Below are 14668 nucleotides of genomic sequence, written 5' to 3'. Positions count from 1 at the left end.
ACCCTTCTGTCACTTCAGCAGTCGAGGCCCTGATGGCCACGAAATGAGGCGTATCTTACTGCAAAAGCAGGGTTACTAAGAATAGCTGACGCAGAAAAAGACAGTTTTCACTGTGGATTATACGAATTAACTGCAGGCTTCATCATTTTGAAACCAAAACAGCTTTCACAGGTCATTACAGCGTATAGTGCGGCAGAATGAATTCAAACCGCCGCAAACGGACAGGGATGAATGATGGGGATTGAATGCAGAAAATTCAAAGCGCTTTTTTTTGGTTGATTGAGTTAACAAAAAAATATTCCGGCCTGGTGGCCTTGTTTGGTTTTTGCACTGGTTTATTCAGTTTATGGCAAGTTGAACGCCGTGAAGAATTTGCCCAGTTTTTTGCCATTCTGATGGTTATTGGTTGGCTGTGGCTGATGGGTGAATACTGGCTACGCAAAGGTTTATTACGTAAGTTTGGCATCTCGTTATCAAAAGACGTCACCCATTTGGTCACCCAGTTACTGCATCAGGAAAGTTTGTTTTTTGCCTTGCCATTTTTTCTGGCTGCCACTGACTGGGACCAGCCTCAAGCCGTGTTTACTGTGTTGTTGGTTTGTTGTGCTTTGGTGGCAGTGATTGATCCGGCCTACAACAGACTACTGACAAAACGACGCGCTTTATTTTTGGTGTATCACTGCTTTTCTTTATTCGCCGTTTTGATGGTGGTCTTGCCACTGCTGTTTTTTATGACCACAACCCAAAGTCTGGGTCTGGCACTTATTATTTCAGCTTTGCTGAGTATTCCCAGTATCCGTCCCTTGTTGGCGCAACCAGGCCGCTGGCGCTTACCTGTGTTATCCCTGTTGTTAGTGGTCATGACCACCAGCATCTGGTTTAGCCGCAGTCTGATCCCTGCCCCAGTGTTAAATCTGAACGACATTCAGCTGAGCCAACATATGGATTATGAACAACGTTTACCTGGCGCAGCTATTACAGAGTTGTCGCTGGCAGAGTTGCAGCAAGGTCTTTATGCCTACACTTCAGTGCGGGCACCACGGGGCCTGAAAGAACAGATTTATCATGAATGGATCCACAATGGCCAATCGGTCGAACGCATTCCGCTAAATATTTCAGGCGGGCGGGAACAAGGCTACAGAGCCTGGACCCGCAAACAACAGTTTCCACAAGATGCTGTGGGTAAATGGAAAATTCGGGTGGTTACAGATTCGGGGCAGTTATTAGGGGCTATCAAGTTTACTGTGACGCCTTGAAAAAGGACGACCATAAAGCCTAAGCAGTATTTGTTTAGAATTTGAGACGGGCGGGGACAAGCCCTGATAAAGATTTGTTTGGAATTTGAGACGGGCGGGGACAAGCCCCGCCCCTACAAAGCTATTTTACTATTTCCATTTCTTTTAGGAGGTTAGTCGCGCCATCTACTTTCTCCATTTGCCACAGCATATAACGGCTGTCGACATGGATAGAGCGGTTGGTTGCAGGGTCGTAGTCCCAGTTGCCGATGATGCCTTCAATCACACCATCAAATAACAAACCAACTAATTCAGCTTTACCGTTTAGTGTGGGTGAACCTGAGTTACCGCCTGTGGTATCCACTGTGCTTAAGAAGTTGACCGGCAAATTGTTATAGACCGCATCCTTGTAAATGCCAAAATCGCCTTCTTTCAGAGCTTCGACCTGAGCTGGTGGTGCATCAAATGGATCGACACCCGTTTGCTTCTGCAAAATACCAGCGGCCGTGGTAAATGGCTGATAAGACACCGCATCTTTTGGCTGATAACCTTTGATAGAACCATAAGTCACACGTAAGGTGCTGTTGGCATCGGCGTACACAGCTTTGCCATTGGCTTTATTAAAGGCAATAATGGCCTCCATGACCTGAGGACGAGCCACTGCCAGCTTGCCTTTATGTTCTTTCTCTGCATTTTCCAATGCAATATCAGTGTCATACATAGCAACAGCGTATTGGATCAGTGGATCTTCACTGGCTTTAAAATCTTCGACCGATTTACCCATCCAGGCTAAACGTTCCACTTCATCCGACAACTTAGTAGCCTGATACAAAGCGTCTAACTTCGTGCGAAGCGCTGCAACATCCAGCTCATCAGAACCTATCCCAAAATAACCATCCAAAGATTTTAAACGCTGATCCTTTGGCAATTTGGCGTAATGTTGCAGGAAATGCAGCATCAGCTCTTGTTCCACTTTGGCATCAAAGCTGCGGGATAAGCGTTTCATACTGGCAGAAAAACGTTCTAAATCACGCTCTTGATAACCCATTTCGCGCTCTGCATCTGGTTTTTGCTGCTCATTGGCTAAACGGTACAAACGCTTCGCCGTGTTAAACAGCTGGCCATAACTTAAATAACCTAAAATCAGATCACGTTGCTGGTTTTCCTGCTCTTCCACCAGCAGCTGTTGCAGATTACGTACAGCTGGCGCGTACTTAGCCTGACGTGCCGGGCTGGATTTAATCCACAGGTTTAGTCCTTTATCAAACTGGTCTTTACGTTGCTGAATATCACCAGTGTTGTAGCTGTGAAGCATGCCTTCGAAGTTTTTTGCATAGTTAGCTAAAGACGCCAGAATACTTTCGTATTTAATACGCGCTTCTGAGCCTTCGGCGGAATTCTGCTTAATCACTGCTATAGCTTCTTCACGATAAGCTTTGGATAAAGGCAAGACCTGGGTGAACTGATTTTCTACTTCAGCAGCCGAGTTGTATCTGTTGGTGCGGCCCGGATAGCCTATGACCATTACAAAGTCATTTTCTTTGAGTGGCTTAGCTGACACTTTTAAATAAGATGGTGGTGTAAAAGGTACATTGTCAGCGCTGAAATCAGCAGGCTGACCGTCTTTACCTACATAAGCACGATAAAACGAATAGTCCCCTGTATGGCGTGGCCACATCCAGTTATCGATATCGCCACCAAATTTACCTATACCTGAAGCTGGCGCATGCACCAAACGTACATCACGGATTTCCATTTGTTTGATCAGGTAATATTCTAATCCGCCGTGAAAGCTATAGACATCACAGCGATAACCAGGTGTTTCGCAGGCTGCCACCTGCTCTTTGCGCAGCTCGTCAATTTTCTCAAAACGCTCTTTACCTTTCAGCGCTGGCGACAATTCCTGATTAATTTGCGCTGTGATATTGGTCACTTCCTGAGTGACAAAAACTTTAGAACCAGGAGCAGCAGGTAATTCGTCATCTAACTCTTTCGCTAAAAAACCTTTGGCCAGCAGGTTGTTAGCCGCTGTGCTGTTGTGCTGAATACTGCCGTAAGCACAGTGATGATTCGTCACCACCAGGCCCTGATTTGAGACAAAAGACGCAGTGCATCCGCCCAGGCTGATGACTGCATTCATAGGGAACGCCGTCAGTTGAGCAATACTTTTGGCATCAATTTCCAAACCTTTTTCTTTGAGGAGTTGTTCAAGTTCAGGTAACTGATGAGGTTGCCACATACCTTCATCGGCATGGGCGAAAGTGGCGACGGACAAAGCCAGCGCAAGCAGAGTTTTTTTCATTCGGAAATTCCTTGGCATAAAGGCCCAGACAAACTAACAGCATCAGAGCTCAGTGCTGATACCGTTGCGGGTAACGGGGCTCATTGTGCGATATTTTACGGCAAAGTAAAACGGCCAGAGGCTTGAATTTCTGCACTATTTGCCCCATAAAGTGAAGTCGTTGAAAAGACAGGAGAAGCAATGGAACAACTAATTGAAAAGGCGATGTACGCCACCCGCTGGCTAATGGCGCCTATTTACCTTGGTCTGAGTTTGGCATTGCTGGCACTTGGCATTAAATTTTTTCAGGAAGTCTTTCATATTCTGCCGATCATTTTCAGTATGAAAGAAGTGGACTTAATTCTGGTGATCCTGTCCTTGATTGATATCACATTAGTCGGTGGTTTAATTGTGATGGTGATGTTTTCCGGCTATGAAAACTTTGTCTCCCGGCTGGATATTGAAGGTGACGGTGACAAATTAGGCTGGTTGGGCAAGCTGGATTCTAATTCGCTGAAAAACAAAGTCGCAGCCTCTATTGTGGCGATTTCATCGATTCATTTACTGAAAGTGTTTATGGATACTGAAAATATCCCGAATGACAAAATCATGTGGTATTTGCTGATCCATATGACTTTTGTGCTTTCGGCTTTTGCCATGGGTTATCTGGATAAAATTACCAAAGAAGCGGGTAATAAAGATAACTTTTGATTTGCTCTAATCTGCAGTCACAAATAATAGACCCGGCACGCCGGGTCTATTGCTTTTGGCTTCAGTGATTGAGATCAGAAGTTGTATTTAAAGCCTAAAGCTGCAGATTCGTCCTGCTCAGTCTCGAAGTCCAGAGTCGAGAACATAGTGTAAATCACCATCTCACTGTTCAGCGCATAGTCTGCACCTATACTCCACAAAGTTCCGGTTTCTGCGTGACGGAGTTTACTGTCATCACGTTGCCATTGCAGCTTATAAGTCAGAGCCTCAAGCTTATAAGCAAGCTGCGCCATCACAGCGTCACCATCCACATTACGGGTGACATGCTCGCTGTGTTGCAACATCACACCGGCAGACAGTTGGCCTCCTGAGAGCTCCATCAGCTTAAAATGAGCCAGAATACGTTCGGCATCAAGGTTATTTAGCTCACGCGCCTGACTGTAAGCAAAGTAGTAAGGGTAGGCTTTAAAACCTGAGTCACCATAACTCAAAGTCCAGTCGTACCCACCGGCGACTTCATCACTGGCACCAGTCTGGTAGGTGGCTTGAAACTGAAAACCTTCGATCACAGGGCTCTGATAACCCACAATGTTTTCAAGTCGGTCCTGCCCTGCACTTAACTGAGCTATATCGTTCAGGGTTTCGTTAAATAAATCGATTTTGCCTTCGGATTTTTTAAAACGGGTGTCGTTTTTACCAAAAACTAACTCCCCCCAATTACCGGCAAAACCAATATAAGTATTGCGGCTACCAAGGCGATGACCTTTATTCGCATCGTCCAGGCCATTGACCTGCCACTCATAAACCACGATCAGGTCGAGATTATCTACCAGTTCCTGTCGGGCCTTAAATCCCAGCCGGGTAAAAGGCGCTTCAATTTGCCACCCCTGATCGGAATAACGATATAAGCCTTCATCTACGTACAACCCCTGCAGATCCAGCTTACCGTAGACATCCCATTCAAAAGCCTGGGCTCCGGAACTCAGCACCATTAGCGAGCCAAGAGCAACACAATATCTTTTGTTCAAATTCATCCCCTTAATTATTATTTTATAGATTCAGCACTTATGATCCAAACGGACTTAGGCAAAACCTAATAGATATACAGTTTATGCGACTGAAACTTTTTGCTGAGTATCACTATCCGATCAGCATAGTTAACAACATCAACCTGTGCATAAATTTCATACCGATTTAAACTGACCCAATTCCATTGCCGATGAATACAAATAACGAAGCGACCCCAATTATAAAAAAGTGAACTCCATTTTCAGAAAAATATCGTTAGCAATACAATAAAAGTTGGAATAGAGGGCAAAGCATTTCTGCACCCGTCAAATAAAAAATAAAATCCATTTAAAAACAACAAGATGAACAATCACAGCCTTAAGTACAGCCAACAGCCCTACTGAAATAATACTATGCTGCTGATTTTATAAATTCATGTCTTCAGTATTTGTCAAAAAATGACGCTTTATAGGTTTTTAGCGGATAAAGTTGCAGATGTCAAAATACGAACACAGGTTATATCTCTCTGTATTGAATCTCTGTTTCGGTCATTATGTTCTATAGTATCAGCAGTAGTTAGATTCATATGTTCATGCAACATTACATAGGATTATTTCATCACAAGCCTTTTAGATTATTTTCCGCACAAGTTTTAAACAGTCACAGACTGATCACAGCCTCGAGACAAGGAGTTACCATGTTCAAAGATATGTATTTGAAAAATATAATTTTATCTATTCTTCTGATGTTCAGTGCCGGCCTGGCCATATTGAGCTTTTACTCCTGGAACAGCGCAAAAGCCAGCGAAGAAGGTATGGCCGATTTGTACCAGCTCTCTGTGTTACAAGTGAATCCCATTTCTGATGTCTACGGTATGTTATTACGCAGCAGGCTGGCTTTGGCTGGTGGTTTTATCGAAAAAGAAGGCGGGCAGGACGATAAGGCTCAGGTCAGCGCTCAACGTGGTGAAAAATTCCTTAAAGAGGCTGTAGATAAATTTAATGCTTTTGCTGAAGTCGGACTTAAAGGCGATAACAAAGAGCTGGTCAAAGAAATGCAAAGCGTCTTTACTTTGTACTTCGCTGCTATCGAAAAAACAGCAAAAGAACTGCAAACAGGCACCAGCGCAAGTTATGTGACAGCAAACCTGGAAGCTCGTGATACCAATGTGAAAGCGCAAGAAATGGTAGCAAAGTTTGTTGAACAAGCCAGCACCAAAAACAGCAGTTTTATGCAAGAAGCGTCCGATCGCTACAGCGCAACCGCTATTCTTTGTGCCATCTTTCTGGCTATTTCGTTGGCCGCTTTAGTCATGAGCTGGTATTTAATTAAAAAAATGCTGATCCAACCGCTGGAACTGGCAGGAGTGCACTTTCAGCGGATGGCGCAAGGCGATTTAAGCAGTCAAATCAAAGTCGAGAGTAAAAATGAGATTGGTGCGCTGTTTTCTGGTCTGCAGCATTTACAACAAAGCCAAAAAGACACCATTAGTCAAATCAATAACACCGCTACTCAGTTAGCCTCAGCAGCTGAAGAACTGAGTATTGTCACCTCACAAAGTACTGAAGGCCTCGATTTACAGAATGCTGAACTGCAGCAAGCAGCGACAGCAGTCAACGAAATGACAGTGGCAGTAGAAGATGTAGCGCAAAATGCGTTATCCACGTCGGATGCATCAAGAGAATCTAATGAGCTGGCCAGTCGCAGCTTTGAAGAGATGAAACAAACCATTGCTCAAACCCGCAAAATGGCAACGGAAATGAAGACCTCTGCCGAGCTGGTCCAGGAACTGGCAATACAGGCTGGCAACATAGGTCAGGTGCTGGATGTCATCCGGGCTTTGGCAGAACAAACTAATTTACTGGCATTAAACGCGGCGATAGAAGCAGCCCGAGCTGGTGATGCCGGCCGCGGTTTTGCTGTTGTTGCAGACGAAGTGAGGGCTTTGGCTCATCGTACTCAGAACTCCACCAAAGAAATTGAACAGTTAATTACACATATCCGTCAGGGCACAGCGAAAGCTGTTCAGTCGATAGAATCCAGTACAGGACTTGCAGACAATACAGTAGAAATGGCCAACAAAGCGGGTCAGGCCTTTGAGCAGATCTGTCACTCGGTTAGTCATATCAATGAGCGTAATTTACTGATAGCAACAGCCTCAGAAGAGCAAGCTCATGTGGCACGTGATGTGGACAGAAGCCTGGTTGCTATCAAGGATTTAGCGGTACAGACCTCGGCTGGCGCAAATCAAACCAACGCCGCCAGTCAGGAATTGGCAGGTATGGCTTCCAGACTGATGGATATGGTCAAACGTTTTAAAGTTTAATGCCTCCTACCCCGGCCTTCTTTTGGCTGGGGTATTTCTTTGCATTGCATCGTTTTGTCTTGGATTCGATGATCAGACAGGCGAGCTCATTATGACTCAATCATTCGATTTTAATCTGCTGTCGCTATAGTGTCGGGGTCAATTCGTGGCCGACACTGGTATGGTGGTATCACTATAGGCATTCATTGAAGAGAAGAGATAACGATGATCCTGAAAAAACTACGCCATCAAAAACGCTGGTCACAAGAACAACTGGCGGAAATGGCCGGGCTAAGTGTACGCACAGTGCAACGCCTTGAGGCTGGAGGTAAAGCCAGTCTGGAATCATTAAAGTCTCTTGCTTCAGTGTTCGAAGTGAATGTTGCCCAACTTGAACAGGAGATCACCGTGATTGATAAAACCACAGAAGACTGGGAAAAAGTGCCGTATTGGCTCAGAGGTTACTTTTTTGGCTCGGGTTTGCTGAAAATACCAGAACGAAAACTTAATATCCGTATTGAACAAGGCACTGTCGCATTGGGTGTTGGCTTTTTATTGCTGACACCTTTTCAGCCTAATGCCTTTTTCGCCAGCTTTGTTTTATTTACTGCAGCTTATGTTGTGTCGTTATTTACCAGAGCGGGCGATAAATATTCAGTTTGGTAATATACCCTTGGTACTTATTACTTTGGGTATAGGATCTGCGGTTTTGCCTATCTATAGCAAAGCCGCTGTTTTTCTTAGTTCTGCACACCAAGCCCTGCCCTCCAGCCGGGATAAGCTTTGAGTACAGCTTCAGCATTAGATTGATACCAGCCATAGCCCTTTTGTCGCTCTATTGATAACGCCGCCATACTGCTGACGACACGGCCATCTCGGTCCACAAAAAGCGGCTGCTGCTTTTCTAAATCATAAAACCTGGCCCATAAAGGTTTAGCTCCGGATTTTTCAACAAAACGTACACCGCTGTCACTGCGTTGCATTTCGGTATTGTGGATTTGTTTGGCTTTAAACCAGGCGACCGCGGCTTCTACACTTTGGATCACGGCAGCTGAGGGTTTTGGCAGCTGCATCAACAACAAAGTCACTTCAGCACTCTCGCTACTGACCAAAGCTGGTAATTCATAAGCTCTGGCTTTTACTGCCTCAAGTGTTACTGGATGATGTTGCGCCGCCCAAACAGTCAGCTCTCCGTTCAACCTGATTTGAGCTGTTAACAGCAGCTTTATGCCGCGTAAAAACTGCTGCTTCGCTTGCTGCCTGATGGAGCTTTCTACAAAAGCAAACTGCGGCTCTGTTGCGACTTTGTTTAATAACTTCAGCAGTTCCGTCATCACATGATCATTCAGAGTGATTGCATCATGATAGCCACCACGCAGCGGGTAGCTTTGAGCAAAACCACCATTGGGGTATTGAGCGGCCAACACAAAACCAATAGCGCGTTTAATAGCTTGTTGCAGCTCTGGCTTCATTGCCTCACTGGCATAAGGTAAAAAGGCGGTCAGCCAGAGAATTTGTGTACTGGTGGCATCATTATCGAAGGTAGGAATATAGTCCACTTCAGTGCCGTACAGCTGGCCTGACTGGCGAGGTTGACTTGCCATATCAGTTCTTTTGCTCCAGCCACCTGAAGGGGTCTGAAAAGACAAAATCACTTTAGCAATACGGTTGGCTTCAGCAGATAACCAGAAGGCAGGGTTGGGTTGGAGCGGAAAACCAAACTTCATATCTTTGGCAGGCAAGGTCGGAGCGTGTTGGTGCAGCTGGGTCAATTCTTGCTGTAGTTGCTGTTGATCTAACTGGCGTAAATACTCTGAACGTGAAAAATACTGCTGCCACTCTGGATCCAATACCAACTGCTGCCGCCAGGATAGGGTGAGTGGCTCTGCAGCAGAAGTAGCTGCGACAAGACTCAGAGACCATAAAGCTGCACGCAGCGCTAACATCTTAAGCCTGATTCAAAGCGGCACCACGTCGGCACAGCTGTATTGCCAGCCCCCAGGGGTCACGCAGCATCACCAGCAAAGAGCCATCAGCTAAATTCACTTCATCGACCTGCTGTGCACCTGCCTGTTGCAACCTTTTGCTGTCGGCATAAGGGTCGACGCTGACCAGGGCCAAATGCAATAACAAGGGGTGCATGTTCGGATAATCCGGCACCTGATCGGCCGGATTGCAATAAATCTCCAGCATCATCTGGTCGCTGTCATCGACCAGAAAATGCGTCTGAGCCTGATCCGGTAAAGCACGCCTGACACGTAGCCCTAAATGCTGACAGTACCAGGCAGCCATAGCTTTAGGTTCAGCGACATTTAACGCCAGATGCTCAAATCTCATGCTGCTTTTCCCATCGGGCTAAAACAGAAAATCTGTGGCTAAAAACTGGGATGAACCTTGTTTGATCATCTCTTTCATCAGCGCTATTTGTTCAGGGTTGTATTTACAGGCCACCAGAGTGGGGATAGAAAACTGCAATAAGGCATCTTCCACCGACAAAGTGCCTTCAGCTGAGTTTTTCCGGCCGGTAAAAGGGAAACTATCCGGACTGCGCTGGCATTGGCTATTGATGTTAATGCGGCCCACCTGATTAGCGAACATATCCACCAGTTCACCTATTTGCTGCGCGTCCTGGCCAAAAATACTCAGTTGCTGACCGTAGTCTGAGTGGATCACATAATGGATCACTTCGCTGATATCGTCGTAAGGCACCACTGGCACTAAAGGGCCAAACTGCTCTTCCTGATACAACCTCATCTGACTATTGACCGGATAGAGCAAAGCAGGACGCATTAACGAGCCCGCACTTTGGCCACCTTCAGGGTTCATCACTTTAGCGCCATGCTCTATGGCATTGGCGATTAAGCCCTTTAAAAAGTCTACTTTGCCAGGTTCAGGCAAAGGCGTAATTTGCACTTTGTCAGTCCAGGGTAAACCCAACTGCAAAGCACTGATGGCCTCTGACAGTTTTTGCACAAAAGCATCGGCGACTGAACGCTGCACAAAAAAGATTTTTAACGCAGTGCAGCGCTGGCCATTAAAGGACAAAGCCCCCATCACAGCTTCTTTGACCGTTAGATTTAAATCGGCGTCCGGCAACACTATGGCTGGATTTTTGGCATCAAGCCCAAGCACAGCACGCAAACGATGTGGCCGCGGATGCAGTTTTTTTAAATCGCTGGCGCCTTTGTTGGTGCCGATAAAAGCAAATAAATCCACACTGCCACTTTCCATTAAGGCACCAACAGTTTCACGGCCACGACCGTAAATCACGTTAATAACGCCCGGCGGAAAGGATTCAGCAAAGGCTTTTAATAGAGGTTGGATCAGCAAAACACCATATTTGGCGGGTTTAAAAATAACAGTGTTGCCCATGATCAAAGCAGGGATCAGAGTGGTAAAGGTTTCATTGAGCGGGTAGTTAAAAGGCCCCATACAAAGTGCGACACCCACAGCAACCCGGCGTATTTTGCCTAAAGTGCCCTGCTCTATCACAAAATGGCTGGCACTGCGGTCTTGCTGTTTTAAGGCTTGTATCGTATCGCGGATATAATCACAGGTGCGGTCGAACTCTTTGGCTGCATCAGGCAAAGGTTTACCAATTTCCCACATCAATAAACGGATCACAGCATCACGTTGCAGCAGCATAGCCGCAAGGAATTTCTCTACTGCCACCACCCTTTCCATCACCGCCATAGAGGGCCAGACACCACGGCCTAAATCATAAGCTTTGAGGGCTGCATCCAAAGCGGCTTTGGCGGCAGTTTCGTCCATTAAAGGCGTAGCACCTAATAAAGTTGGAGTCAGTTCACCAGCACTATTTCTAAGCGCTACCGGGCTATAGACAGGAGCTAAATCGCCCTGCCACTGACAGAGTTTGCCGTTGAGTAAATAGTCACGCTGCTCTATCGGACCTGTGAGTTGCCACTGGGCCGGTATTTCAGCCTGGGTTGGAAAATACAAAGACAGATCAGCAGACATGACAAATTTCCTTTTAGCTAAATGTGTTCAAATTAAAACGACCAGAAAAACTACGGAATTGTTCTTTAGTAACTATAGCTCCGGTGTGTTCTACCACAAAACTGGCTAAAGCCGCGGCGTACTGGCACGAAGCTAATGGCGATAAACCATTCAATCGTCCGGAAAGATAGCCGCCATTAAAGGAGTCCCCAGCTGCTGTGGTATCTACCACTTTTTTCACAGGCACAGCCGGACTCTGGAAACTTTTGCCATCGCTATAACCCAGCACCCCAGCAGGGCCATTTTTGACGATAATCTCTTTGACACCCAGCTTCTGCAGTTGCGCCAAAACATCGGCTGCAGAGGTACTGCCGTAAAGCACTTTATGGTCGTCCAGCCCAGGCAAAGCTATATCAGACAAGGCATAAGCCTGATCAAAATTAGCCCGGCAAATTTCGGCATCGGGCCAAAGTGCGGGTCTGTAATTAGGATCAAAGACGATCTGCACGCCGTTTTGTTTTAACTCTTTAATTATTTCAAACAAATAGCTGCGATCCTCTGGCGACAAAATAGCCAGACTGATCCCAGAGAAATAAAACAGATCCGCAGGCAACAAGTCGGCAATAGTGTTGTGCTGACGGAACAGCGCAAGACTTTGTTTAGCAGCAGAGCTGTCACGCCAGTAGACAAAACTGCGCTCACCAAAACAGTCGGTGTTGATCATATATAAACCAGGCCGGGCTGTTTTTGTGCGAAGCACCAGGGAGCTGTCGAGTTTTTCCTGTTCCAGTTGAGCGATCAGTTTGTCGCTGACTAAATCTGTACCCACTGCAGATAAAAACTTCAGATTCAGCTGCTGCGGCGCACTGCGTTTACAGTACACAGCAGTGTTATAAACATCCCCGGCAAAAGCCTGATGGTAGACGTTATCCACGAGCTGGAATAACTCGACCATACATTCGCCAAAAATAATGACTTGTTTCATGGATGGATCCTTAAGTTCAGCTTCAGGCAACCTGACTATGCCGCACCCGGCTTTGTTCAGCTATGGCAACAGACTGACGGGTTAATTCAGTAATAGCAGCCCAGTTTTGTTGTAACACCAGATCTTTAGGAGACAACCAGGAACCACCAGCGACAAACACATTAGGTAAGGCTAAAAAATCTGCCAGATTATTTAAATGTACACCACCAGTCGGGCAAAATTTAACTTGCTGAAATATGCCTGCCAGGGCTTTCAGCATTTCAATACCGCCTGCTAAGTGCGCAGGGAAAAACTTCAGCTCTGTTAACCCCATTTCCAATGCCATCGCCATTTCAGAGGGTGTAGCCACACCCGGTGCTAATGCAAGTTCGGTATTGATCATGGCTTTGAGTAAATCCGGCGTACTGGCAGGGCTGACCAAAAACTGAGCGCCAGCCGCTTTGGCATTCACTGCATCTTTGGCCGATAAAATAGTACCTGCGCCAGTTAAAAGCTCCGGCACTTCAGCACGAATAGCACTGATGCAATCTAAAGCCGCAGCTGTGCGCAACACCACTTCCACTGCTGTAACTCCACCTTGTTGCATGGCTTTAGCGATAGCCACAGCCTGGGCTGGTTGCTCGGCCTGAATAATAGGCAGCAACAAACCACCTTTGAGTAAGGAAGATAAAGAGGTCATTCAAGGATATCCTGTAAAAAAGCGGCAATATCTGTGCCTTGGGGTGCTAAAAATAATGGGCAAAGCTGTTGGTAAGCTGCAGACAATTCTGCTTTAAAGCTGTCTGACTGCTGCAAAGCCGGAGGAAATACCTGACCTAAGGCTAAAAACAATCTGGTGTCAGTCTGTGCCTCACCAGTGCAAGCAGCAGCACAATCCAATAAGGTTGCTGATAACGGGTCGACTAACGCTGTATCTGGTTGTTGCTGATAACGCAGTCGGATAAACAGCAGCCAGCTGGCAACCACCAGACTTAATAATTGAATGGAACGACCACTGGCTAAATTATCCAGAATAATTGGAAAGACCCGCATCGGCAGCTTTTGCGAGCCATCCCATGCAATTTGAGCCAGCAAATGCCGGATAGCCGGATTATCAAAACGCTGGAAAATATCAGAGCTGTACTCTGCAGGGCTTAATTCAGCCGGCGCATGGAAAGAGCCGATAATCTCTTCCTGGGCTAGTTTCTGCACAAAGTTGCGTAGCTGTGTTTGCTGCATCGCATCAAACACAGTTTCCAAACCACACAAAGAACCTAAATAAGCCAAAGCCGAATGTGGCGCGTTTAATAACCGCAGTTTGGCTTTTTCAAAAGCTTTGACGTCCTGAGTGTAAGTAGCCCCGACCTGATGCCAGGCAGGTCTGTGGGCTGGCAGAATATCTTCAATCACCCACTGACAGAATTTTTCGCGTTTAATAGGCCAGTTGTCCTGATACCCCAGTTCTGCCACCAGCTGTTTTGGTAACATTTCATCTGTGGCAGGCGTAATGCTGTCTACCATGGTACAAGGGCATAACAGTTGCTGTTCCAGCCAGTTGGCTAAAGCGGGTTGCTTTTGTCGTGCAAAGGTAAGCAAGGCATTACGCAATTTATGACCATTGTCGGTCAGGTTATCGCAGCTCAGCACGACAAAAGGTGGCACATTGGCGGCGAATCTCAAAGCCAATGCCTGCACTAACAAACCTATAGCTGAACGGGCTTTCACGTTAGTTTCTAAATCGTGCTGAATATCGGCATGGGTTAAATCCAGCTCACCCAAGGTATTTAAGCAGTAGCCTTTTTCTGTGATGGTTAAAGTCACATAAAAGCTGGTGGGTGCTGCTAAACGCTGCAACACCTGCTCGTATTGCTCTGCAGCGACCAGCAATTCACGAATAGAGCCGACCACTTGGTACTCTGTTTTTTTATCCAGCAATACCAGACTGTATAAACCTTGCTGCGGTGTTAAAGCTTTGGCTAAATCGTTGGAGCGCATCGATACCACGGAAATGCCCCAGTCACCGCCGTACTTCAGCGCGAGATCTGTGTACCAGGCCTGATGCGCCCGAAAAAACGCGCCAGGGCCAATATGCACTATGCCTATGCCTGTGGCGGAAGGGTCATAGGCTGGCAATTTCAGTTTGCCTTGCAGCTGTTCCAGTAACGCTGGCTGTAAACGAGGAATATCAATACTCATGGCTTGTCCTT

General features: G+C 46.3%; 12 protein-coding genes. 4 read left to right on the top strand and 8 right to left on the bottom strand.

Annotated elements, in window-relative coordinates:
• The first annotated feature begins 245 nt into the window (after nt 1-245).
• Nucleotides 246-1256, top strand: coding sequence for a DUF5924 family protein (locus LSG34_RS05690; protein ID WP_233007865.1), 1011 nt, complete (start codon nt 246-248; stop codon nt 1254-1256).
• Nucleotides 1257-1377: 121 nt separating this feature from the next.
• Here the strand turns inward: LSG34_RS05690 and LSG34_RS05685 are convergent, their stop codons facing one another.
• A complete protein-coding gene (locus tag LSG34_RS05685) occupies nt 1378-3537 on the bottom strand; it encodes a S46 family peptidase (RefSeq protein WP_233007864.1) in 2160 nt (719 codons plus the stop codon).
• A gap of 180 nt (nt 3538-3717) precedes the next feature.
• On the opposite strand from LSG34_RS05685, the gene LSG34_RS05680 reads away from it, so the two are divergent.
• On the top strand, nt 3718-4227 hold the full coding sequence (locus LSG34_RS05680; RefSeq protein WP_233007863.1) for a TIGR00645 family protein: 510 nt from the start codon (nt 3718-3720) through the stop codon (nt 4225-4227).
• Between the two features lie 74 nt (nt 4228-4301).
• Here LSG34_RS05680 and LSG34_RS05675 read toward each other — a convergent pair whose 3' ends face one another.
• Nucleotides 4302-5255: a porin gene (locus LSG34_RS05675; RefSeq protein WP_233007862.1), complete on the bottom strand. Its 954-nt coding sequence runs from the start codon at nt 5253-5255 to the stop codon at nt 4302-4304.
• Between the two features lie 677 nt (nt 5256-5932).
• On the opposite strand from LSG34_RS05675, the gene LSG34_RS05670 reads away from it, so the two are divergent.
• Together LSG34_RS05670 and LSG34_RS05665 are read left to right on the top strand one after the other, a co-directional pair.
• On the top strand, nt 5933-7561 hold the full coding sequence (locus LSG34_RS05670; RefSeq protein WP_233007861.1) for a methyl-accepting chemotaxis protein: 1629 nt from the start codon (nt 5933-5935) through the stop codon (nt 7559-7561).
• Between the two features lie 204 nt (nt 7562-7765).
• Complete coding sequence (locus tag LSG34_RS05665; RefSeq protein ID WP_233007860.1) at nt 7766-8206, top strand: helix-turn-helix domain-containing protein; 441 nt, start codon at nt 7766-7768, stop codon at nt 8204-8206.
• 74 nt (nt 8207-8280) lie between these two features.
• Here LSG34_RS05665 and pelA read toward each other — a convergent pair whose 3' ends face one another.
• From pelA to LSG34_RS05635, 6 genes are read right to left on the bottom strand one after another with little or no spacing between them, the layout of a single operon-like run.
• Nucleotides 8281-9486: a pectate lyase gene (gene pelA / locus LSG34_RS05660; RefSeq protein WP_233007859.1), complete on the bottom strand. Its 1206-nt coding sequence runs from the start codon at nt 9484-9486 to the stop codon at nt 8281-8283.
• Between the two features lies 1 nt (nt 9487).
• Nucleotides 9488-9877: a VOC family protein gene (locus LSG34_RS05655; protein WP_233007858.1), complete on the bottom strand. Its 390-nt coding sequence runs from the start codon at nt 9875-9877 to the stop codon at nt 9488-9490.
• A gap of 18 nt (nt 9878-9895) precedes the next feature.
• Entirely contained in the window at nt 9896-11518 is a 1623-nt protein-coding gene (locus LSG34_RS05650) for an NADP-dependent glyceraldehyde-3-phosphate dehydrogenase (RefSeq protein ID WP_233007857.1), read from the bottom strand.
• 13 nt (nt 11519-11531) lie between these two features.
• Nucleotides 11532-12482, bottom strand: a complete 951-nt coding sequence (locus LSG34_RS05645) for a sugar kinase (protein ID WP_233007856.1) — start codon at nt 12480-12482, stop codon at nt 11532-11534.
• A 22-nt stretch (nt 12483-12504) separates the two neighbouring features.
• Nucleotides 12505-13161, bottom strand: a complete 657-nt coding sequence (gene eda / locus LSG34_RS05640; RefSeq protein ID WP_233007855.1) for a bifunctional 4-hydroxy-2-oxoglutarate aldolase/2-dehydro-3-deoxy-phosphogluconate aldolase — start codon at nt 13159-13161, stop codon at nt 12505-12507.
• A complete protein-coding gene (locus LSG34_RS05635) occupies nt 13158-14657 on the bottom strand; it encodes a mannitol dehydrogenase family protein (RefSeq protein ID WP_233007854.1) in 1500 nt (499 codons plus the stop codon). The genes eda and LSG34_RS05635 overlap by 4 nt, the downstream gene beginning before the upstream one ends.
• Between the last annotated feature and the right edge of the window lie 11 nt (nt 14658-14668).

Origin of the sequence: Rheinheimera faecalis, assembly GCF_021290965.1 — a bacterium.
GTDB lineage: Bacteria > Pseudomonadota > Gammaproteobacteria > Enterobacterales > Alteromonadaceae > Pararheinheimera > Pararheinheimera faecalis.
This window is presented reverse-complemented; position numbering and strand designations above follow the sequence as displayed.

Coding starts and splice junctions, on each gene's coding strand:
- LSG34_RS05690 (WP_233007865.1), top strand. CDS start 246: ATGCAGAAAATTCAAAGCGCTTTTTTTTGGTTGATTGAGTTAACAAAA.
- LSG34_RS05680 (WP_233007863.1), top strand. CDS start 3,718: ATGGAACAACTAATTGAAAAGGCGATGTACGCCACCCGCTGGCTAATG.
- eda (WP_233007855.1), bottom strand. CDS start 13,161: ATGACCTCTTTATCTTCCTTACTCAAAGGTGGTTTGTTGCTGCCTATT.
- LSG34_RS05655 (WP_233007858.1), bottom strand. CDS start 9,877: ATGAGATTTGAGCATCTGGCGTTAAATGTCGCTGAACCTAAAGCTATG.
- LSG34_RS05670 (WP_233007861.1), top strand. CDS start 5,933: ATGTTCAAAGATATGTATTTGAAAAATATAATTTTATCTATTCTTCTG.
- LSG34_RS05635 (WP_233007854.1), bottom strand. CDS start 14,657: ATGAGTATTGATATTCCTCGTTTACAGCCAGCGTTACTGGAACAGCTG.
- LSG34_RS05650 (WP_233007857.1), bottom strand. CDS start 11,518: ATGTCTGCTGATCTGTCTTTGTATTTTCCAACCCAGGCTGAAATACCG.
- pelA (WP_233007859.1), bottom strand. CDS start 9,486: ATGTTAGCGCTGCGTGCAGCTTTATGGTCTCTGAGTCTTGTCGCAGCT.
- LSG34_RS05665 (WP_233007860.1), top strand. CDS start 7,766: ATGATCCTGAAAAAACTACGCCATCAAAAACGCTGGTCACAAGAACAA.
- LSG34_RS05685 (WP_233007864.1), bottom strand. CDS start 3,537: ATGAAAAAAACTCTGCTTGCGCTGGCTTTGTCCGTCGCCACTTTCGCC.
- LSG34_RS05645 (WP_233007856.1), bottom strand. CDS start 12,482: ATGAAACAAGTCATTATTTTTGGCGAATGTATGGTCGAGTTATTCCAG.